The organism is Xanthobacter autotrophicus (genome assembly GCF_029991245.1).
Taxonomy (GTDB): Bacteria; Pseudomonadota; Alphaproteobacteria; order Rhizobiales; family Xanthobacteraceae; genus Xanthobacter; species Xanthobacter autotrophicus_C.
Genome location: NZ_JAIVFO010000029.1, coordinates 16,997 through 36,707, shown reverse-complemented (window position 1 = coordinate 36,707; position 19,711 = coordinate 16,997). Strand labels below are relative to the sequence as shown.

General features: G+C 68.2%; 17 protein-coding genes. 10 read left to right on the top strand and 7 right to left on the bottom strand.

Annotated elements, in window-relative coordinates:
- Positions 1–38 precede the first annotated feature (38 nt).
- On the bottom strand, positions 39–1,334 hold the full coding sequence (locus K9U41_RS07670) for an amino acid ABC transporter permease (RefSeq protein WP_282640255.1): 1,296 nt from the start codon (positions 1,332–1,334) through the stop codon (positions 39–41).
- A gap of 105 nt (positions 1,335–1,439) precedes the next feature.
- Positions 1,440–2,450 (bottom strand): amino acid ABC transporter substrate-binding protein, encoded by a 1,011-nt coding sequence (locus tag K9U41_RS07665; RefSeq protein WP_282640254.1) that lies wholly within the window; start codon positions 2,448–2,450, stop codon positions 1,440–1,442.
- Between the two features lie 181 nt (positions 2,451–2,631).
- On the opposite strand from K9U41_RS07665, the gene metC reads away from it, so the two are divergent.
- Positions 2,632–3,828 (top strand): cystathionine beta-lyase, encoded by a 1,197-nt coding sequence (gene metC, locus K9U41_RS07660; RefSeq protein ID WP_282640253.1) that lies wholly within the window; start codon positions 2,632–2,634, stop codon positions 3,826–3,828.
- A gap of 142 nt (positions 3,829–3,970) precedes the next feature.
- Positions 3,971–4,165 carry a hypothetical protein gene (locus tag K9U41_RS07655; protein ID WP_282640252.1) on the top strand — a complete coding sequence of 65 codons (195 nt, stop codon included), beginning with the start codon at positions 3,971–3,973 and terminating at the stop codon, positions 4,163–4,165.
- 52 nt (positions 4,166–4,217) lie between these two features.
- Here K9U41_RS07655 and panC read toward each other — a convergent pair whose 3' ends face one another.
- Positions 4,218–5,075: a pantoate--beta-alanine ligase gene (panC, locus tag K9U41_RS07650; RefSeq protein WP_282640251.1), complete on the bottom strand. Its 858-nt coding sequence runs from the start codon at positions 5,073–5,075 to the stop codon at positions 4,218–4,220.
- 232 nt (positions 5,076–5,307) lie between these two features.
- Between panC and K9U41_RS07645 the strand changes: the two genes are divergently transcribed.
- Entirely contained in the window at positions 5,308–6,042 is a 735-nt protein-coding gene (locus K9U41_RS07645) for a VWA domain-containing protein (RefSeq protein ID WP_282640250.1), read from the top strand.
- A 63-nt stretch (positions 6,043–6,105) separates the two neighbouring features.
- The gene (locus K9U41_RS07640; protein ID WP_432715749.1) at positions 6,106–6,834 is read left to right on the top strand and encodes a DnaJ domain-containing protein; all 729 of its coding nucleotides are present in this window, start codon (positions 6,106–6,108) and stop codon (positions 6,832–6,834) included.
- Positions 6,835–6,850: 16 nt separating this feature from the next.
- On the opposite strand, the gene K9U41_RS07635 is transcribed toward K9U41_RS07640, so the two are convergent.
- Entirely contained in the window at positions 6,851–8,836 is a 1,986-nt protein-coding gene (locus tag K9U41_RS07635) for a D-alanyl-D-alanine carboxypeptidase family protein (RefSeq protein ID WP_282640249.1), read from the bottom strand.
- Between the two features lie 290 nt (positions 8,837–9,126).
- Between K9U41_RS07635 and K9U41_RS07630 the strand changes: the two genes are divergently transcribed.
- The 3 genes from K9U41_RS07630 (at position 9,127) to clpA (ending at position 12,944) form a co-directional block, all read left to right on the top strand.
- Positions 9,127–9,471, top strand: coding sequence for a phasin family protein (locus K9U41_RS07630; RefSeq protein ID WP_282640248.1), 345 nt, complete (start codon positions 9,127–9,129; stop codon positions 9,469–9,471).
- Between the two features lie 393 nt (positions 9,472–9,864).
- Positions 9,865–10,239 (top strand): ATP-dependent Clp protease adapter ClpS, encoded by a 375-nt coding sequence (clpS, locus tag K9U41_RS07625; RefSeq protein WP_432715748.1) that lies wholly within the window; start codon positions 9,865–9,867, stop codon positions 10,237–10,239.
- A gap of 236 nt (positions 10,240–10,475) precedes the next feature.
- Complete coding sequence (clpA, locus tag K9U41_RS07620) at positions 10,476–12,944, top strand: ATP-dependent Clp protease ATP-binding subunit ClpA (RefSeq protein WP_282640247.1); 2,469 nt, start codon at positions 10,476–10,478, stop codon at positions 12,942–12,944.
- A 99-nt stretch (positions 12,945–13,043) separates the two neighbouring features.
- Here clpA and K9U41_RS07615 read toward each other — a convergent pair whose 3' ends face one another.
- Positions 13,044–13,550 carry a sterol desaturase family protein gene (locus tag K9U41_RS07615; protein ID WP_282640246.1) on the bottom strand — a complete coding sequence of 169 codons (507 nt, stop codon included), beginning with the start codon at positions 13,548–13,550 and terminating at the stop codon, positions 13,044–13,046.
- Between the two features lie 272 nt (positions 13,551–13,822).
- On the opposite strand from K9U41_RS07615, the gene K9U41_RS07610 reads away from it, so the two are divergent.
- Together K9U41_RS07610 and K9U41_RS07605 are read left to right on the top strand one after the other, a co-directional pair.
- A complete protein-coding gene (locus tag K9U41_RS07610) occupies positions 13,823–14,215 on the top strand; it encodes a 4a-hydroxytetrahydrobiopterin dehydratase (protein WP_282640245.1) in 393 nt (130 codons plus the stop codon).
- Positions 14,216–14,350: 135 nt separating this feature from the next.
- Complete coding sequence (locus K9U41_RS07605; protein ID WP_282640244.1) at positions 14,351–15,379, top strand: aminotransferase class III-fold pyridoxal phosphate-dependent enzyme; 1,029 nt, start codon at positions 14,351–14,353, stop codon at positions 15,377–15,379.
- Between the two features lie 10 nt (positions 15,380–15,389).
- Here the strand turns inward: K9U41_RS07605 and rimO are convergent, their stop codons facing one another.
- Complete coding sequence (rimO, locus tag K9U41_RS07600; protein ID WP_282640243.1) at positions 15,390–16,739, bottom strand: 30S ribosomal protein S12 methylthiotransferase RimO; 1,350 nt, start codon at positions 16,737–16,739, stop codon at positions 15,390–15,392.
- Positions 16,740–17,048: 309 nt separating this feature from the next.
- Positions 17,049–18,299 carry a tyrosine--tRNA ligase gene (gene tyrS / locus K9U41_RS07595; RefSeq protein WP_282640242.1) on the bottom strand — a complete coding sequence of 417 codons (1,251 nt, stop codon included), beginning with the start codon at positions 18,297–18,299 and terminating at the stop codon, positions 17,049–17,051.
- Between the two features lie 117 nt (positions 18,300–18,416).
- Between tyrS and K9U41_RS07590 the strand changes: the two genes are divergently transcribed.
- On the top strand, positions 18,417–19,526 hold the full coding sequence (locus K9U41_RS07590; RefSeq protein ID WP_282640241.1) for an anhydro-N-acetylmuramic acid kinase: 1,110 nt from the start codon (positions 18,417–18,419) through the stop codon (positions 19,524–19,526).
- Positions 19,527–19,711 lie beyond the last annotated feature (185 nt).

The following is a 19,711-nucleotide window of genomic DNA, read 5'->3' as shown; positions in this document are numbered from 1 at the left end:
CCCGGGGGGCGGAGAGGGGCACGGTGGTGTCGCTCATCTCACCGCTCCACCAGCGCGACGCGCTTGTTGTACCAGCCCATGATCGCCGACGTGAGGATGGAGATGGTGAGGTAGACCGCCATGGTCACGGCGATGATCTCGATGGCCTGCCCGGTCTGGTTCAGCGTGGTGCCGGCGAAGATGGCGAACAGGTCGGGATAGCCCACCGCCACGCCCAGGGACGAGTTCTTGGTGAGGTTGAGATACTGGCTGGTGAGCGGCGGCACGATCACCCGCATGGCCTGCGGGATGACGACGAGGCGCAGCGTCGGGCCGTTGCGCAGGCCGAGGGAGTGCGCCGCCTCGCTCTGGCCCTTGGAGACCGCGAGAATGCCCGAACGCACGATCTCGGCGATGAAGCCGCCGGTGTAGATGGCCAGCGCCAGCAGCAGCGAGACGAATTCGGGGATGACCCGCAGCCCGCCGACGAAGTTGAAGCCGCGCAGCTCCGGCGTCTCGATGGTGACGGGATTGCCCACGGCGTAGGACGCCGCCAGCGGCAGCGCGATGAGGAGGGCAAGGCCGGTCCAGAACGCCGGGAACGGCTTGCCGGTGGCCTCGCGCCGCTTCTTCGCCCACAGGCCGATGACCACGCTCGCCACCACCGCCGCGATGAGGGCGTAGAGGATGGCCAGGGAGCCGTCCTCGAACACGGGACGCGGCACCACGAGGCCGCGATTGTTCACGAATATGGACGGCGCCGACAGGCCCGCCGCGAAGTTCGATATGGGATTGCCGAGGAAGCCGAGCCCGATGCCCGAGAGACCGGAGCCGATGGCGCCGAACAGGGGCTGGAGGCCGAAGCCCCAGCTCTGCCGCGGCCCCGGCAGGGTGGAAAGCACGGCGAGATACCAGAACATGATCTGGAACAGGGGCGGCAGGTTGCGGGTGATTTCCACGTAGGCGGAGGCCAGCGCCTTGATCACCACGTTCTTCGAGAGGCGCGCGACGCCCATCACGAAGCCGATGATTGTGGCGAGGATCACGCCCAGGAAGGCCACCAGCAGGGTGTTGAGCAGGCCGACCACGAAGGCGCGGCCGTAGCTCATGGATTCGTTGTAGGGGATGAGCGTCTGGCTGATGGCGAAGCCGGCGCGATTGTCGAGGAAGCCGAAGCCGGAGGCGATGCCGAGGCGGGCGAGGTTGGCCTGCGCGTTGGCGTAGAAGGACCAGACCAGCCACACCATGATGAGCGCCAGGACGATCTGGATCACCGAGGAGCGCAGCTTGGGATCCGTCCACGACCAGCGACGGCGCGTCGCCGCCGGTGGCCCCGAAAGGCGAACATCCGACATGGTACCCCCGAAAGTGCGGGCTTTTGAGCCCTTTATCTTTGGTGGTGGCGGGCGCCGCCCCGGGCGTCCGCCACCTTTGGTTTCAAGTCTGCTGGCTTGCCTGCGTCAGCGCACGGGCATGCCGTACTGGATGCCGCCCTTCGTCCACAGGTTGTTGAGGCCGCGCTCGATGCCGAGCGGGGTGGCCGGACCGACGTTGCGCTCGTAGATCTCGCCGTAATTGCCGGTGGCCTTGACGATGCGCACCACCCAGTCGGCGGTGAGGCCGATGCCCTCGCCATACTTGCCGTCCGTGCCCAGCAGGCGCTTCACGTCCGGGTTCTGGGAGTTGACCTGCTCGTCCACGTTCTTCTGGGTGACGCCCAGTTCCTCGGCGTTGAGCAGGGCGAAATAGACCCACTTCACGAGGTCGGACCACTGGTCGTCGCCATGGCGCACCAGCGGGCCGAGGGGCTCCTTGGAGATGGTCTCGGGCAGGATCACGTGGTCGGCGGCATTGGTCAGCTTGAGCCGCACGGCGGCGAGCTGGGAGCGGTCGGCGGTGAACACGTCGCAGCGGCCCGATTCATAGGCCTTCACCGTCTCGTCGAGGGTGCCGAACGCGATCACTTCGCCGTTCTTCATGTTGTTGGCGCGGAAGAAGTCGGACACGTTCAGCTCGTTGGAGGTGCCCGTCTGCACGCAGATGGAGGCGCCCTGAAGCTCCTTTGCCGACTTCAGCCCCACCGACTTGCGGATGAGGAAGCCCTGGCCGTCATAATAGATCACGCCGGCGAAGTTGAATCCCAGCGTGGTGTCGCGCGACATGGTCCAGGTGGTGTTGCGCGACAGGACGTCGATGGCGCCGGAGGTCAGCGCCGTGAAGCGGTCCTTGGCGGAAAGCGGGCTGAACTTCACTTTCGTGGGATCGTTGAAGATCGCTGCCGCGATGGCGCGACAGAAGTCCACGTCGAGACCGCCCCACTCGTTCTTGTCGTTGGGGCTCGAGAAGCCCGGCAGGCCCTGCGACACGCCGCAGTTGACGGAGTCGCGCGCCTTGACCTCGTCGAGCGTGGCGGCATTGACGGCACCGGCCAGAGACAAAAGCCCAACTGCTGCGAAGAGGATGCGTTTCACGGAAGGTTCCTTCTCTGAGATGACGCCCCCGCCGCCCTGCCGTCCGGTCGAGCCGCCAGGGTGGCGGGTCAGGCTCGACGGGGCGAGACAAGACGTCTATCCCGCCCATCACAGCCCCTTGGCGCGGGCGGGTCAATAGTGGGACACCAGCCGCAGCCGACCATCGGCACAGGAGAATTGCATGTCGCATGGGCACGATGATGGAACAGGCAGCGACACCGGCCTGAGGCCTGCGACGAAAGTCGTACACGGCGGCCGCGATCCCAAGCGTTTCGACGGTTTCGTAAATACGCCGGTGGTGCGCGGATCGACCGTTCTTTCGGCAACCTATGACGATCTCATCCACCATCGCGGCCGCTACAGCTACGGCCGGCGCGGCAATCCCACCACCGAGAGCTTCGAGGCGGCGCTGAAGGCGCTGGAGGGCGGTGATGGAATCGCCCTCACCCCGTCCGGCCTTTCGGCCTGCTCGATCTCCCTGCTGTCCGTGCTCGGTGCCGGCGACCACCTCCTGATGGTGGACACCGCCTATCGCCCCACGCGCACCTTCTGCGACCAGGTGCTGAAGCGCCTCGGAGTGGAGACCACCTATTACGATCCGCTGGTGGGCGCCGGCATCGCCGAGCTTCTGCGCGACACCACCCGCGCCATCTTCCTCGAATCGCCGGGCTCGCAGAGCTTCGAGATGCAGGACGTGCCTGCAATTACGGCAGTGGCGCGGGCGCGGGGCATCACCACCCTCATCGACAACACCTGGGCGACGCCGCTCTTCTTCAAGCCCCATGCCTTCGGCGTGGACATCTCCATCCAGGCCGGCACCAAATATATCGGCGGCCATGCGGACCTGAATCTGGGCACCATCTCCGCCGTGGGGCCGGCATGGAAGAAGGTTATCAGTACCCACGGCACCATGGGCATCACCATCAGCCCCGACGACGCGGCCCTGGGCGCGCGCGGCCTGCGCACCCTCGCGGTGCGGCTCGCCCAGCACCAGCGCTCGGGGCTGGAGATGGCGCAGTGGCTGCAGGATCGCCCGGAGGTGTCGCGGGTGCTGCATCCGGCCCTGCCCACCGATCCCGGCCACGCCATCTGGAAGCGCGACTTCACCGGCGCCACCGGGCTGTTCAGCCTGATCCTGAAGGAGGTGCCGAAGCGCGCCGTCGCCGCCTTCTTCGATGCCCTCGCCCTGTTCGGCATGGGCTATTCGTGGGGCGGCTACGAGAGCCTCGCCATCCCGTTCGACTGCCGCGACTATCGCACGGCGACGGAGTGGGACGTGGAAGGCCCCGGCGTGCGCCTGCACATCGGCCTCGAGGACGTGGCCGACCTGAAGGCCGATCTCCACCAGGCTTTCGTCAAGATGCGCGCGGCGGCCTGAAACGGCTTCCTGAAGGAAGGCATGGGCGAGGGCGACCCGCCCGATTTGCCGGAGCCCGTGGACTTCATGCTGCTGTAAGGGAAACCGCGGCGCCGTCCCCTGCGTTGTCCTTCTGCGAGAGCAACACGCCAGGAGACCCGCCATGCAGGACCCCGCCGAAATGAAGCAGGAGCGCGAATTCCGCCAGCCGGACACGCGCACGGCGGACGGGGCTGCGGTGAAGTCCGCGGTCAGGGCTCGCCAGGGCTTTTCCACTGGGCGCATCCTGACGGTGCTGGTGGTGAGCCTCGTCCTGATCGTGATCGGCTTTGCCGTAAGCTATATGGGCGCCGTTTGATCCCGGCGCCCTCGTTCTTGCCCGTCGGCCCCCGCGTCACATCGATCCCGCATCAAACCGGGATGTTGTCGATGAGCCGCGTTTCGCCGAGCCTGGCCGCCGCCAGCAGGCGGATGGGCTCGGGGCCGGCCTCCGGCCCCTCCTTCAGGGGCGCGAGGGTGTCGGCGTTGCGGGCGGCCACATAGTCCACCTTCAGCCCCAGCGCCTCGATCATGCCCCGCGCGACGCCCACCGCCGCCTGCGGCGCGGTGCCGGCGCGGATCGCCTCGGCAGCGCGGGTAAGGGCGGTGTAGATCACCGGCGCGATGGTGCGCTCATCCTCGTCCAGATAGGCGTTGCGGGAGGACAGGGCGAGGCCGTCCTCCTCGCGGATGGTGGGCAGGCCCACCACCTCGACGCCCAGGTCCAGGTCCCGCGACAGGCGGGTCACCACCTTGAGCTGCTGGTAGTCCTTCTCGCCGAACAGGGCGTAGTCCGGCGCGCACTGGATGAAGAGCTTGCCCACCACGGTGGCGACGCCGCCGAAGAAGTGCGGGCGGAAGTCGGTCTCCAGCCCTTCCGAGGGGCCGCCCACCGCGATGCGGGTGACAAAGCCGGAGGGGTACATCTCGGTGGGCGTCGGGGCATAGACGAGGTCCACCCCCACGTCCGCGAGCTTGTAGAGGTCGGCCTCCAGCGAGCGCGGATATTGCGAGAAGTCCTCGTGCGGGGCGAACTGGGTGGGGTTGACGAAGATGGATACCACGGTGCGCTGCGCCAGCTCGCGGGCCTTTTCCGCCAGCGCCACATGGCCGGCGTGCAGCGCGCCCATGGTGGGAACCAGCGCCACCCGCGCGCCTTCCGCACGGAATTCCGCCACCCGCGCCCTGAGGTCGCGCACGCGCCCCACCACCTTCGGCAATGTCGCCATGATCCCAGCCCTCTCCTGCCGCCCGCCGGAGCACGAATGGCGCCGGAGCACGCGTCAGGGCTGATGCAGCCCCACGGCCCCGGCTCCCGCATGGCAGCGCCGGGAGGAGATAGGGCGTCGCCGTCCCGTCATCAACCGCTGAGTTGACGTTTCCTTGCGCGTTTCCCGGCGCGGCGGCCCCGCCCCTTGGTTCGGCGCGCGGGCCGGCTTATGTGTGGACCAAGAGGCCCTCATGGCGAAGACCGACGACAAGAGCGCGCGCCTGCCCAAGGCGAAGGACACGGCATCCCCGGTGGCTTCCGGCGCCGACGATGTGGCGCGCTTCCTGGCGGCGGCGCGCGCCATGCCCCCGGCGCGGCCGGCGGACGGGCGCGGGCGCCTCGCCTTCGCCCTCGATGCCACCGGCTCGCGCCAGCCCACCTGGACGCTGGCCTGCGACATCCAGGCGGACATGTTCGCCTCCGCCGCCGCCCATGGCGGGCTCGACATCCAGATCGTCTATTACCGCGGGCAGGGGGAATGCCGGGCGTCGCCCTTCGTGAAGGACGCGGCCACCCTGGGCGCCCTCATGCGCCGCATCGCCTGCCAGGGCGGGCTCACCCAGATCCATCGGGTGCTCGCCCATCTGTCGCGGGAGGCGGAGCGCTCCGGGCTCAGGGCGGCGGTGTTCGTCGGCGATGCCGTGGAGGAGGATGCCGCCGGTCTCGTCGCGGCGGCCGGCCAGCTGGCGCTGCGCGGGGTGCGGCTGTTCATGTTCCAGGAGGGGCGCGACAGCCGGGTGGAGGAGGTGTTCCGCACCCTGTCGGACGTCACCTCCGGCGCCTATTGCCGGTTCGATGCCCATGCCCCCGACGAATTGCGCCAGCTGCTGTCGGCGGTGGCGGCCTATGCGGCGGGCGGACGCCCCGCCCTCGCCAACCGGCGCGACGCCGGCTCCCGCCTGCTCATCGCCGCGCTCGGCCGCTGAGGGCGGCGTTCCGGACACCAAGCGCCCAAGACTTGAATTTCTTCGACCTGTGAGGTGGTTTTCGTGATCAGCCTGATTGCCGGTGCCCTTCTGCTGATCATCGGCCTCTACGGCCTCAAGGTCTGGACCAAGGCCGACCCCAAGGTGCTGATGGCCATCCTCATGCGCGCGCTGGCCTATGCCGCCTTGCTGGGCGCTGCTGGAGCGCTGGCGACGGGCCGGTTCGGGGCGGCGATCCCGCTGGCGGCGGTGGGCATCGGCCTTCTGGGGCGGCTCGACCCGAAGGGGGTGGGCGGCTATCTCGGCAGCCTGTTCCGCAAGCGGGGGGCGCCGCAGGTCTCCAAGGTGCGCACCCAGCTCCTGGAGATGGAGCTGGACCTTGCCAGCGGGGAGATGAAGGGCGTTATCGTCTCGGGACCAAATGCCGGCACGGGGCTCGATGCGCTCGACGTGCCGACGCTGCTCGGACTGCGCCGCATCTGCGACGCCCAGTCCCTGTCGCTACTCGAAGCTTATCTCGACCGCCGGGCGCCCGCCTGGCGTGAGCACGCACAGGCTGATGCGGGTGCGGGGGATATGGGCGCGGGTGAGCGCGTCCGCGCGGGCAGCGACGCGATGACCGAAGAGGAAGCCTATCAGATCCTTGGCCTTGAGCCGGGCGCGGAGGCCGAGGCTGTCCGCGCGGCCCATCGCGCCCTGATGAAGAAGCTCCACCCCGATCTGGGCGGCACCAGCTATCTGGCTGCGAGGATCAATCGAGCCAAGGACGTGATCTTGCGCAAGCATGGCTGATTCTCGTGCACGACTTTCAATTCTTGAAAGTCATACAGTCGAAGTCATTACGCTTGAGTAAACGGCAGGCGTCGCGGGCGCCCTTCTCGTCGAGGCCGGCAAAGCGGGCGCGGTAGAGTTCGGACGAGCCCTTGGTCACCTTCTCCGTATAGGGATCGGCATTGCCGAGGACCGACTTGGCGCGGGCCTTGGCGGCATCGAGCTTGGCCTTGGCCTCGCGCTCGCCGCCGAAGGCGCCGATCTGGATCTGCCATCCGGAATGGGCGGAGGCCGGAACCGGGGATTTCGCCGGGGCGGATTTTGCCGTGGCAGAATTGGCCGCCGGCTCCGGTGCCGCCACCGGGCCGAGGGAGGCGGTGCGAACCGGCCGGGCCGCGGCGGGTCCCGGAGCCTGGGGCGCCGTCTGGGGCACGCTCTGGGGGCGCTGCGCCGCCTTCATGGCATTGGCATAGGCGTCGTCGGGTTCCATGGCGGCGATGCGGGCGGCGCGCAGCGCCTGCTCGGAGGCCCCGCTGGCCACCGCCGAGGTGAGGCGCGAGGTGTCCTTGCCGGTCGGCGCGGCCGCTTGCTGGGGCTGCGGGGCGGGTGCCGCCTGAAGGGAGGCTGTCTGGGTGGAAGCGGTCTGTGCAGAAGCCTGCCGCGAATGGCCCTGCGCCACGGCCTGCACCGCCGAGGCGGCGGGCGAGAGTGTGGCGCTCGAGGGGCCGAGATAGCCGAGCACGCCGGCAGGGGCGGCGAAGCTCGCCGGAGAGGGGGCCGCAGCTGCAGCCGCCTGCGCCGGGCGCTGGACCGCCACCGTCTTCACCGCCACCGGGCGGATGGGCTCGGCGGAGCCGGGCTTCACCGGCTGGGCGGCGGCCTGCTGGCTCTGGCGGCCGGCCGGGGAAATGGAAGCGGTGGTCGCCGGCTCGGCGGCGGCAAGCTGCACGGCCGCGGGCTTCGGCAGCGGCGCGACGGCGTGGGGCGTGTCCTCGTCGCGCTGGGCCACCACCGGCAGGGGCGCGGCGAAGGAGCGGCCCACGGGAATGGCGGCCTCGGCCACCTCGGTGACCTTGGGCGCGGTGCGCCCGCCGGCATAGGCGACGTCGATGTTCTGCGCGATGAGGTTGGTCATGCGCGCGTCGCGCGAACCGCCGCTGGAGCCGCCGAGCACCACGCCCACCAGATAGCGCCCGTCGCGCTTCACCGAGGTGACGAGGTTGAAGCCGGAGGCCTGGGTATAACCGGTCTTGATGCCGTCCACGCCCTCGATCCGGCCCAGCAGGCGGTTGTGATTGCCGATGGCCTGGCCGCGATAATAGAAGGTGCGGGTGGAGAAATACTTGTACTGCTTGGGGAAGCGGTCCTGCACCGCCCGACCGAGGATGGACAGGTCGCGCGCGGTGGTCACCTGATTGGGGTTGGGTAGGCCGGAGGCGTTGCGGAACACGGTCCGGCTCATGCCCAGTGCGCGGGCCTTGCGCGTCATCATTTCCGCGAACTCGGATTCCGAGCCGCCCAGATTTTCCGCGATCACCACTGCCACGTCGTTGGCCGAGCGCGTCACCAGCGCCTTGATGGCGTCTTCCACCTCGATGGTGGACCCGGGCCGCACCCCGAGCTTGGATGGCTGCTGCGACGCCGCCTTGGCCGAAACCTCAAGGTTGCTGTCCAGTTTCAGGTTGCCCGCCTCCAGCTGCTCGAACAGGAGGTACAGGGTCATGATCTTGGTGACTGAGGCAGGATGTCGCAGGGCGTCCGCATTATCCTCGTAGAGCGTCTTGCCGGTATTGGCGTCCACGATGATGGCGGAGGAGCCGTAGCGCCAGCGGCTGGCGTCGTCGGTATTCTGGGGGGTGGCGACCTGCTTGACGCGCGACTTGGAGCGCTCCTTGGATCGCTCGACCTGAGCCTTCTTGCGGGGCTTCGCCTCAGCCACCGTCGTGGTCAGGGAGAACGCCGCAAGCACCGCAAAAGCAAGGGCTTTTGCGGTGAGGGAGAGGCCGGCCGACGATTTACGCATGCACATTTGTCCCGTGTCGTTGGTCGCAAACCTGACCCAGTTCCCGCGCGCGTTGTGACCCGGAGCCGTCGAAAGGCTTGTGCGTCGCACCGAGGGTTGGAGGAAGCGACCAAGTCCAGAGCCTAAAAACGCGGAGTTACCAAGGCGTAAACCTGGCAGCGCTGCCATATTGTGCGCTGCACAAAAAGCGCTTGACGACCGTGCTGCAGTGCATAATATCCACAACCGAGCGGAGGCAATAACCACTCTGCGCGGGGCCGGCCGATTTGCCGGCAAAAAGGGGACTCCCAATGGTTCAGACCGCTGACGAGCTGCAGAAGATCAGCAAGGACAACATCGAATCCGCCCTCAAGAGCTTCGGCACGCTCTCCAAGAGCGCCCAGGCGATCGCGGTGGAAATCGCCGACTACACCAAGACCTCCTTCGAGCAGGGCACCGCTGCCCTCGAGAAGCTGCTCGGCGCCAAGACCGTTGAGCAGGCCATCGAGATCCAGCAGTCCTACCTGAAGTCGGCCTACGAGGGCGCCGTGGCCCAGGCCACCAAGCTCGGCGAGCTCTACACGGAGCTGGCGAAGGAGACCTACAAGCCCTTCGAGTCGAGCCTCGGCAAGACCGGCTTCAAGTTCCCGGGCTGAAGCTGAAAATTCGCCCGCATCGGGCATCGCGCCGGGAGGTTGTTCTCGCGTCCCTCCGGCGCGCCGGTTCCTTCGGGAGCCACGCGTAAGTTGCGTAACAGGTGCCATGTCAGGGTTGTGTTGCGTAAGTTGCGTCAATGAGTTGCGTCACAAGGCCCGGCCCAGCGCCGGGCCTTAGTCGTTTCGGCCTCCGCAGATGCTCTCCGGCTGTTGCTCCTGCGGGCGCTCCCGGCCTGCCGCGCCGCCCTGGCGGGTCCGGATGCGGCACTCCGCGCCCCGGATGAAAGCTGCAGCACTGGCGAAGACGCGTCGCTCTTCCTATTATTCTCGTCATTCAGGAGCTGCGCCAAACTCCGTGCGACGGCCGGAGCAGCGGAACAGGGCGCGACGGACATGATGGATATTTCAATCTCCAATTTTCAGGCGCCGGCCCTGGCCGGTCCCGAGACGCCGCCCCGCAGGGGGGGCGATGGTCCCGGCACGGCGGTCATTTCCCGCACCAAGCCGCAGACCAAGCGGCCCTCGCTCTACCGGGTGCTGCTGCTGAACGACGACTACACGCCCATGGAATTCGTGGTGCATGTGCTGGAACGGTTCTTCAACAAGGACCGTGACCAGGCCAACACGATCATGCTCCACGTACACCATCACGGGGTGGGGGAGTGCGGCGTTTTCACCTATGAGGTCGCCGAGACCAAGGTGACGCAGGTGATGGATTTCGCCCGCAAGCACCAGCATCCGCTCCAGTGCGTGATGGAGAAGAAGTAAGCCGGCTCACGCCCTTCGCAGCAATCGTGATGGACGAATTCCAGGTCGCGCAGGCCCGGAATGCGAGGCGCTGTCTTGTGCGAGGCATGGGCGGCAGGCTAAGGGAAGCGTTTTTCCATCGCAGGAGGGGCTTGCGCACTGCGGCATCCGGTACGAAGTTTGTGTGAATGGTGCACGCGCTCCCCAAGCTGGCGGGGTTTTCCAAGGGCCGGGAGCGATGCGCGGAAGAGGTGTCGATGCCTACATTCTCACGCAGCCTCGAACAGTCGCTCCATCGTGCTCTGGCCCTCGCCAACGAACGCCACCACGAATACGCGACCCTCGAGCATCTGCTTCTCTCCCTGGTGGACGATCAGGACGCCGCGGCCGTCATGCGGGCCTGCAACGTCGACATGGAGAAGCTCCGTCGCAATCTCATCGAATACGTGGACACGGAGCTGGAAAATCTCGTCCAGTCCGGGTCCGATGATTCCAAGCCCACCGCCGGTTTCCAGCGCGTTATCCAGCGCGCGGTGATCCACGTGCAGTCCTCGGGCCGGGAAGAGGTGACAGGGGCCAACGTGCTCGTCGCCATCTTCGCCGAGCGCGAGAGCCACGCCGCCTATTTCCTGCAGGAGCAGGACATGACGCGGTACGACGCGGTCAACTACATCTCCCACGGCATCGCCAAGCGCTCCGGCATGTCCGAGAGCCGCCCCGTGCGCGGCGCCGACGAGGAGACCGAGACCAAGTCCGGCGACGACAAGCAGAAGAAGGCCGACGCCCTCGACGCCTATTGCGTGAACCTCAACAAGAAGGCCCACGAGGGCAAGATCGATCCCCTCATCGGCCGCGACCCGGAGATCACCCGCACCATCCAGGTGCTGTGCCGCCGGCAGAAGAACAACCCCCTGTTCGTGGGCGACCCGGGCGTGGGCAAGACCGCCATCGCCGAGGGCCTCGCCAAGCGCATCAATGATGGCGACGTGCCGGAGGTGCTGGCCACCGCCACCGTCTTCGCCCTCGACATGGGCGCGCTGCTCGCCGGCACCCGCTATCGCGGCGACTTCGAGGAGCGCCTGAAGCAGGTCGTGAAGGAGATCGAGGCCTATCCGAACGCGATCATGTTCATCGACGAGATCCACACGGTCATCGGCGCCGGTGCGACCTCGGGCGGGGCCATGGACGCCTCCAACCTGCTGAAGCCGGCGCTGGCCTCCGGCTCCCTGCGTTGCATGGGCTCGACCACCTACAAGGAATACCGCCAGTATTTCGAGAAGGACCGGGCGCTGGTGCGGCGGTTCCAGAAGATCGACGTGGCCGAGCCCTCCGTGGCCGACGCCATCGAGATCCTCAAGGGCCTGAAGCCCTGCTTCGAGGACTACCACAAGCTGCGCTACACCAACGAGGCCATCAAGGCGGCGGTGGAGCTGTCGGCCCGCTACATCCACGACCGCAAGCTGCCGGACAAGGCGATCGACGTGATCGACGAATCCGGTGCGGCGCAGATGCTGCTGCCCGAGGCCAAGCGCAAGAAGACCATCGGCCTGAAGGAGATCGAGGCCACCATCGCCACCATGGCGCGGATCCCGCCCAAGACCATCTCGAAGGATGATGCCGAGGTGCTGGCCACCCTGCGCACCACCCTCAAGCGCGTGGTCTACGGGCAGGACAAGGCCATCGACGCCCTCGCCGCCTCCATCAAGCTGGCCCGCGCGGGCCTGCGGGAACCGGAGAAGCCCATCGGCTCCTACCTGTTCTCCGGCCCCACCGGCGTCGGCAAGACGGAAGTGGCCAAGCAGCTCGCCTCCGTGCTGGGCGTGCAGCTGCTGCGCTTCGACATGTCGGAGTACATGGAGCGCCACACGGTCAGCCGCCTCATCGGCGCGCCTCCCGGCTACGTGGGCTTCGACCAGGGCGGCCTGCTCACCGACGGGGTGGACCAGAACCCGCACTGCGTGCTGCTGCTGGACGAGATCGAGAAGGCCCATCCGGACCTCTTCAACATCCTGCTGCAGGTGATGGACCACGGGAAGCTGACCGACCACAACGGCAAGCAGATCGACTTCCGCAACGTGATCCTCATCATGACCACCAATGCGGGCGCAGCGGATCTGGCGAAGCCCGCCTATGGCTTCACCCGCACCAAGCGCGAGGGCGACGATTCGGAGGCCATCAACCGGACCTTCGCGCCGGAGTTCCGCAACCGTCTCGACGCGGTGATCCCGTTCGGCCACCTGCCGCCCGAGGTCATCACCCAGGTGGTGGAGAAGTTCGTGCTGCAGCTGGAGGCCCAGCTGGCGGACCGCAACGTCACCATCGAGCTGTCCGACGAGGCCGGCGCGTGGCTGGTGGATCGCGGCTACGACGAGCAGATGGGGGCGCGGCCCATGGCCCGCGTCATCCAGGAGTTCATCAAGACCCCGCTCGCCGACCTCGTCCTGTTCGGCGCGCTGAAGAATGGCGGCCACGTCCGCGTGGTGGTGGAGGGCGAAGGCACGGACTCGAAGCTCGGCTTCGAATTCCCCGAAGGCCCCGTCACCCCCAAGCCCGACAAGATCGCCCCGGAACCGGCCAAGCGTCGCAAGCCTGCGGCCAAGGCGAAGGCCTCTCGGCCCGGCCCCAAGGGTCCCAAGAGCGGGCCGAAGGGTCCCAAGTCCGGCGGTCCCGCGGGCGGCCCCGGTCGTGGGAGCCCGGTGCCCAAGCTGCCGCTGGTGAAGGCCTGAGCAGCGCACCGGCATCCGGCAAAAAAGAAAGAGGCGGCTTCGGCCGCCTCTTTTCGTTTCGGGGGTCTGGTGCAGGGAACGGGAGGAGGGCGACCCCGCCTATTCGGCTGCCTCGTTCTGCTTCAGGCTGCCGCCGTGCAGCGTCTTCAGCTTGGCCTTCAGGTCGGCCGGCGGCGGGGCATAGATGAAGCCGAAGGAGACGCAGCCCTCCTTGCCGTCCACCGCATGGTGCAGCCGGTGAGCCTGCACCAGGCGCTTCAGGTAGCCGTTGCGCGGCACGTAGCGGAACGGCCAGCGCTGGTGGGTGATGCCATCATGCACGAAGAAATAGAGGAAGCCGTAGACCGTCATTCCCACGCCCACCCACAGCAGCGCGCCGCCATTGCGGAAGGCGTAGATGAGGGCGATGGCGATGCCCGCGAACAGCAGCGCATAGAGGTCGTTGCGCTCGAACACGCCCTCGCGCGGTTCGTGGTGCGACTTGTGCCAGCCCCAGCCGAAGCCGTGCATGACATATTTGTGCGCGGCCCAGGCCACCCCTTCCATGGCGGCGACCGTGGCGATCACGATGAGCGCGTTGACGAGGACGGCGAGGGTGGTGGACATGATGCTCCCATCGGCTGCGGCCCGCGGGGGGCCATACGCGCCCAGCGGCAGGGTGGATATACAGCATCGGCCGGTTCGCCGCGCCCTGTGGCAGATCAATCCTGCGTACGGTTTCTTTCCGCGCTTTCTTTTCACGCTTTCGTGCTGCGCTGTGCGCCCGCGCCAGCTTCAACTGGCGGAAACCCGTCCACGCGCAGAAAATGCCACAAGCAGACCGCACAGGCATGTCCCGCGAACCGGCCCGGCCGGAACCGCATGGAGGAGGCCACCCAATGGATCGCAACCAGACCATCGACCGCAAGCACACCTTCGGCCTTGAAGAGATCGAGGCCCGGCTGAAGGCCGACCTGCCCCGCTGGCGCTTCGAGGACGGCTGGATCCGCCGCACCTACCGCACCAACAGCTGGAAGGGCACGCTGATGGTGATCAACGCGGTGGGCCACCTCGCCGAGGCGGCCTGGCACCATCCGGACCTCACCGCCTCCTATGCGTGGGTGGAGGTGCGCCTCATGTCCCACGACGCCAAGGGCATCACCGTGCGCGACTTCGCTTTGGCGCAGAAGATCGAGGAGGTGGTGATGTGGCAGCCGGGCCTTCAGCCCGACGGGCCGCTGGAAGGCACGCCCCAGCACGACTTGCGCTTTTCTTATCTGAAATACGATTGAGCGGGCGGTGCTGTGACCGGTTGAGGCAGGGTTCTTGCTTGGGCACGCTGTCGCGAGTGGAGCCGGCTTCGGCCGGGCTCGTATGTCGCCCAATCCGTCGCTTGGCCGCCGGCGTGTTCCGGCGCCGGAGGTGCCATGTCCCAACCTGCGCCAGAACCGTCCGAGGACAGCGTCACGCCGGACATCGCGCCCTTCGACTTTTCCGGCGCCTGCCTCGTCGCAACACCTGAGCTGGCGTTTGAGCCTTCGGAACCTGCGCCCGCCCCGGACGCCGCCTTCCTCGCGGGCCTGCTGGTGGCCCACTCCTTCGGCGACACGGCGGTGCTGCTGCCCTCGGCCGCCACCGTGCGGCGGGTGATCCTCGACACCATCCGCGCCCAGCACCGCATCGCCGGACGGCCCAAGCGGCGGGAATTGCTGGTCTGCGCGGGGGATGCCCCCCTGCCGCCGGACTTCGCCGCCGATGCGGAGGTCAGCCGCATGCCGGACGAGATCGGCGCGGTGCGCGCCGCCATCGGGCCGAAGACGGCGGGGCTGTTTGTCGCCCCGCTGCGGCTTTCGGCCGGCATGGAGATGCTGCCGGGCTCCTTCCTGGCCGAACTGCGCGAGGTGGCGGACGAATACGGCCTCGCCCTCGTCTTCGACGAAACCGACGCCGGCCTCGGGCGCACCGGCATGGCCTTCGCCCATGAATGGACCGGCGTGACGCCGGACCTGATGCTGGTGGGGGAGGGGGGCGGCCTGCCGCTGGCCGCTTTGGTGCTCACAGCGAAATGGGCGCGCGGCCTTCCCGCCGCCCTGCCTGTGGTGGCGCAGGAGGCGCTGGCCGCAGCGGACGGCATTCTGGCAACGGCCTTCGCCCCCGGGTTCGAGGGGCGGGTGCAGGGCCTCGGCTGGCTGCTGGAAGACCGCCTCGCGACCTTGCGCTATCAGCGGCCGGACCTGTTCTCCGGTCTCGTCGGCACGGGGCTGATGCAGGGGCTGGTTTGCGCCGCGCCGGCGGCCGATCTGGGAACACGGCTTGCCGAGGCCGGTCTTGTCACCCGTTCGCTCGGTCCTGTGCTGGCCTTCCTGCCGGCGCTCACGGTGACGGAAACGGAGATCTCCGCCGCGGCGGAGATTCTCGAGCGGGTGGTGGCGGAACTGGAGCCGGCCACGCCCTGACGGCGGCTCTTCAGAACCCCACGGCGGTTCCCGAGAGGTCGTAGGGTCCGGCCGCCTCGATCTTCACGGTGGCGATCTCGCCCACGCGCAGGGGGCGGCGGGCGAATACCTTCACGGTGCCGTCGATCTCCGGGGCGTCGCCCTTGGTGCGGCCGATGCCCCCGTCGGGCGTCACCGTATCGATGATCACGCTCTGGCGGGTGCCCACCTTGCGCTTCAGCCGCCGGGCGGAGACCTTCTGCTGGGTGCGCATGAAGCGGTCGTAGCGCTCGGCCTTCACCTCATCCGCCACGGCGCCTTCCAGCCCATTGGCATCGGCCCCGCGCACCGGCTCGAACTTGAAGCAGCCGGCGCGGTCGATCTCCGCGTCTTCGAGGAAGGCGAGCAGTTCCTCGAACTCGGCTTCGGTCTCGCCGGGGAAGCCGACGATGAAGGTGGAGCGCAGGGTGAGGTCCGGTACCGCCGCGCGCCACGCCTGGATGCGGCTGAGGGTCTTTTCCTGCGAGGCCGGGCGCTTCATGCGCTTCAGCACGGTGGGGCTCGCATGCTGGAACGGGATGTCGATATAGGGCAGCACCTTGCCGGCGGCCATCAGCGCCATCACCGCATCCACATGCGGGTAGGGGTAGACGTAATGCAGGCGCACCCATGCGCCCAGATCCCCCAGCGCGCCGGCGAGATCGAGGAAGCGGGCGGCCACCTCCCTGTCGCCCCACGGGCTGGTGGCGTAGCGCAGGTCCACGCCATAGGCCGAGGTGTCCTGCGAGATGACGAGCAGCTCCTTCACGCCCGCCTTCACCAGCCGCTCGGCCTCGCGCAGGACGTCCCCCGCCGGGCGCGAGACCAGGTCGCCGCGCAGCTTGGGGATGATGCAGAAGGTGCAGCGGTTGGAGCAGCCCTCGGAAATCTTGAGATAGGCGTAGTGGCGGGGCGTGAGCTTCACACCCTCGGCGGGCACCAGGTCCAGGAAGGGGTCGTGAGCGGGCGGCACCGCCTCGTGGACCGCCGCGAGCACGCTTTCGTACTGCTGCGGGCCGGTGATGGCGAGCACGCCGGGATGGACGGCGCGGATCTCCTCCGGCTCGGCGCCCATGCAGCCGGTGACGACGACCTTGCCGTTCTCGGCCAGCGCCTCGCCGATGGCATGGAGGCTCTCGGCCTTGGCGCTGTCGAGGAAGCCGCAGGTGTTCACCACCACCAGGTCCGCGCCTTGGTGGGTTTTCGTCAGCTCATAGCCTTCCGCGCGCAGCCGCGTGACGATGCGCTCACTGTCCACCAGCGCCTTGGGGCAGCCCAGCGAGACGAAGGAGATGCGGGGCGCAGGCGTGGCAGGCGCGGGCTTCGGGGCGGTGTCGGCCATGGGACGGGCGGGTTTCTCTTGGGCAGGTTTTGCGGGGCGATAGGGGCTGTGCGAAGGGCTGGCGCGTAACCGAGCGCCCGCGCCCCGTCAATCCCGCGACTTTGTGGCCGAAGGAGGGTGCGGGGCACGCCTCGTGCCCCGGCCGACTGGAGCGTCAGCGCAAGGAGAGCCGGGGTCCTGCGCAAGACTCCTGCGCAGCAGGCAAGATCCATGGCGCCCAAAGGGTTCGGAAGCGCCTTCGGCGGTCTCCTGCGCTGGGCCCCGGATCGCATTCCGCTTGCGCTGCATGCGTCCGGGGCACGAGAGCCCTCACACCGGCTTCAGCAGCACGTGCTTCTTCTTGCCCAGCGACAGCTTCACCACGCCTTCCGGCGTCAGCGCGGCAAGGTCCAGCGTCGCCTTCTCGTCGGTGACGGCGGCGTCGTTCACCTTCAGGCCGCCGCCCTTGATCTGGCGGCGCGCCTCGCTGGTGGAGGCGACGAGGCCGGCGTCCACGAAGGCATTGGCGACGCCAAGCCCCGCCGCCAGCGTGGCGCGGGGCACCTCCACCGTGGGCAGGTCCACCGCCAGCGCGCCGTCGGCGAAGGTGGCGCGGGAGGTCTCCTTCGCCTTCTCGGCGGCCTCGCGGCCGTGCAAAAGCGCGGTGGCCTCGGTGGCGAGCACCTCCTTGGCGAGGTTGATCTCCTGCCCCTGAAGGGCGGCGAGGCGGGCGATCTCGCCCAAGGGCAGCTCGGTGAAGAGCTTCAGGAAGCGCTCCACGTCCGCGTCACCGGCGTTGCGCCAGTACTGCCAGTATTCGTAAGGGCTTAGCAGGTCGGCGTCGAGCCACACCGCGCCGCCGGCGGTCTTGCCCATCTTGGCGCCGGAGGAGGTGGTGAGCAGCGGCGTCGTCAAAGCGAACAGGTCGGCCCCGCGCATGCGGCGGCCCAGCTCCATGCCGTTGACGATGTTGCCCCACTGGTCCGAGCCGCCCATCTGCAAAATGCAGCCGTGGCGGGCGTTCAGCTCAACGAAGTCGTAGGCCTGCAGGATCATGTAGTTGAATTCGAGGAAGGTGAGCGGCTGCTCCCGTTCCAGCCGCAGCTTCACCGAATCGAAGGTGAGCATGCGGTTGATGGTGAAGTGCGGCCCCACCTCGCGCAGAAGCGGGATGTATTTCAGCTCGTCGAGCCAGGCCGCGTTGTTCTCCATCTTCGCGCCGCCCTCCAGATCGAGGAAGCGGGCGAACACCTTGCGGATGGAGGCGATATTGTCCTCGATCTGCTGGTCGGTCAGCATCTTGCGGGCCTCGTCCTTGCCGGACGGGTCGCCGATCTTGGTGGTGCCGCCACCCATGAGCGCGATGGGGTTGTGCCCCGTGCGCTGGAGCGTGCGCAGCATCATGATGGACAGAAGGTGCCCGGCATGGAGGCTGGAGGCGGTGGCGTCGAAGCCGATATAGGCGGTGATCGGGCCTTCCGCGGCCTTGGCGTCGAGGCGCTCAAGGTCCGAGCACTGGTGGATATAGCCGCGCTCGGAGAGCGTGCGCAGGAAGTCGGAGCGGAAGGTCTGAGTGGTCATCGCTTGGTTCGGTCTTTGGATCGGACGTGAGGCGGGCGCTCACGCGCCGGAAAGGAGCGGTGGTGTATCAGGTCACGCGCAAGATTGCATAGAGCGCGCGTTTTTGGGGGTGAGCGGATGCGTGTGGTTGGGCTGATGAGCGGCACGTCCATGGACGGCATCGACGCCGCCCTGATCGATACCGACGGCGAGGCGGTGCAGTGGCTCGGCGCCGCGCTCACCTTGCCCTATGACGCGCCGACGCGGGCGCTGCTGGTCGAGGCCATGGAGGATGCGCGCGGCATCAACGCGCGCACCGACCGGCCCGGCGTGCTGCGCGAGGTGGAAATCCGCATCACCGACCTCCACGCGCAGGCGGTGCGCCAGCTCCTCGACCAGCTGCGCCTGACCCCCTCCGACATCGACCTCGTGGGCTTCCACGGCCAGACCGTGTTCCACCGGCCCGATGCCCGCCTCACGGTGCAGATCGGCCTTGGCCAGCGTCTCGCCGAAAGCCTGCGCGTGCCGGTGATGGCGGATTTCCGCGCCGCTGACGTAGCGGCGGGCGGACAGGGGGCACCGCTGGTGCCGGTGTTCCACCGCGCGCTGGTGCGGCGCCTCGCGCTGGCCCATCCGGTGGCGGTGCTGAACGTGGGCGGGGTCGCCAATGTCACCGTCATCGATGGCGACGGGCCGCCCATCGCCTGCGACACCGGGCCGGGCAATGCGCTGATCGACGATTTCCTCTTCGCCCGCACCAAGGTGCCCTTCGATGCGGACGGCCGCACGGCAGCGCGCGGCAGGGTGGACGAGGTGCGCATCGCTGAGGTGCTGGACCACCCCTTCTTCCGCCAGCCGCCCCCCAAGTCGCTCGACCGCAACGACTTCCGCGTGTTCGTGGGCGAGCGCATGGGCCTTGCCGGCATGAGCCTGGAAGACGGGGCGGCGACGCTCACCGCGCTCACGGCGGCGAGCGTGGCGGCGCTGGTTCCGCTGTTGGCCCGCCCGCCCGCAAGCTGGATTGTCGCCGGCGGCGGGGCGCGCAACCCCACGCTGCTGGCCATGCTTGCGGCGCGGCTGGGCGCGGACGTGCGCACGGCGGACACCGTGGGCTGGTCTGCCGACGCGCTGGAGGCCCACGCCTTCGGCTATCTCGCCGCCCGCGCCCTCAAGGGCCTGCCGCTGACCTTCCCCACCACCACCGGCGCACCGGAACCCATGACCGGCGGGGTGCTGTTCCGGCCGTGAGGCAGGGGAGGGGTTCTGCCCCCTCCCTAACCTCCTTCTCCCGCTTGCGGGGGAGGGGACGCGGCGGCCTCTGTCCGAGCCATCAGCCCCGGAGATCGCGGGGCGTTTCCTCCGGCACAAAAACACGCGGGACACCCCTCGCGACAAGGTGCGCGCGGCAGCGGTTCAGCTTATCTTCCGCGAAA

Bases quoted from the DNA above. Each gene is read 5' to 3' on its own strand.
- K9U41_RS07670 (WP_282640255.1), bottom strand. From the start codon at position 1,334: ATGTCGGATGTTCGCCTTTCGGGGCCACCGGCGGCGACGCGCCGTCGC.
- metC (WP_282640253.1), top strand. From the start codon at position 2,632: ATGTCGCATGGGCACGATGATGGAACAGGCAGCGACACCGGCCTGAGG.
- K9U41_RS07655 (WP_282640252.1), top strand. From the start codon at position 3,971: ATGCAGGACCCCGCCGAAATGAAGCAGGAGCGCGAATTCCGCCAGCCG.
- panC (WP_282640251.1), bottom strand. From the start codon at position 5,075: ATGGCGACATTGCCGAAGGTGGTGGGGCGCGTGCGCGACCTCAGGGCG.
- K9U41_RS07645 (WP_282640250.1), top strand. From the start codon at position 5,308: ATGGCGAAGACCGACGACAAGAGCGCGCGCCTGCCCAAGGCGAAGGAC.
- K9U41_RS07635 (WP_282640249.1), bottom strand. From the start codon at position 8,836: ATGCGTAAATCGTCGGCCGGCCTCTCCCTCACCGCAAAAGCCCTTGCT.
- K9U41_RS07630 (WP_282640248.1), top strand. From the start codon at position 9,127: ATGGTTCAGACCGCTGACGAGCTGCAGAAGATCAGCAAGGACAACATC.
- clpS (WP_432715748.1), top strand. From the start codon at position 9,865: ATGATGGATATTTCAATCTCCAATTTTCAGGCGCCGGCCCTGGCCGGT.
- clpA (WP_282640247.1), top strand. From the start codon at position 10,476: ATGCCTACATTCTCACGCAGCCTCGAACAGTCGCTCCATCGTGCTCTG.
- K9U41_RS07615 (WP_282640246.1), bottom strand. From the start codon at position 13,550: ATGTCCACCACCCTCGCCGTCCTCGTCAACGCGCTCATCGTGATCGCC.
- K9U41_RS07610 (WP_282640245.1), top strand. From the start codon at position 13,823: ATGGATCGCAACCAGACCATCGACCGCAAGCACACCTTCGGCCTTGAA.
- K9U41_RS07605 (WP_282640244.1), top strand. From the start codon at position 14,351: ATGTCCCAACCTGCGCCAGAACCGTCCGAGGACAGCGTCACGCCGGAC.
- rimO (WP_282640243.1), bottom strand. From the start codon at position 16,739: ATGGCCGACACCGCCCCGAAGCCCGCGCCTGCCACGCCTGCGCCCCGC.
- tyrS (WP_282640242.1), bottom strand. From the start codon at position 18,299: ATGACCACTCAGACCTTCCGCTCCGACTTCCTGCGCACGCTCTCCGAG.
- K9U41_RS07590 (WP_282640241.1), top strand. From the start codon at position 18,417: ATGCGTGTGGTTGGGCTGATGAGCGGCACGTCCATGGACGGCATCGAC.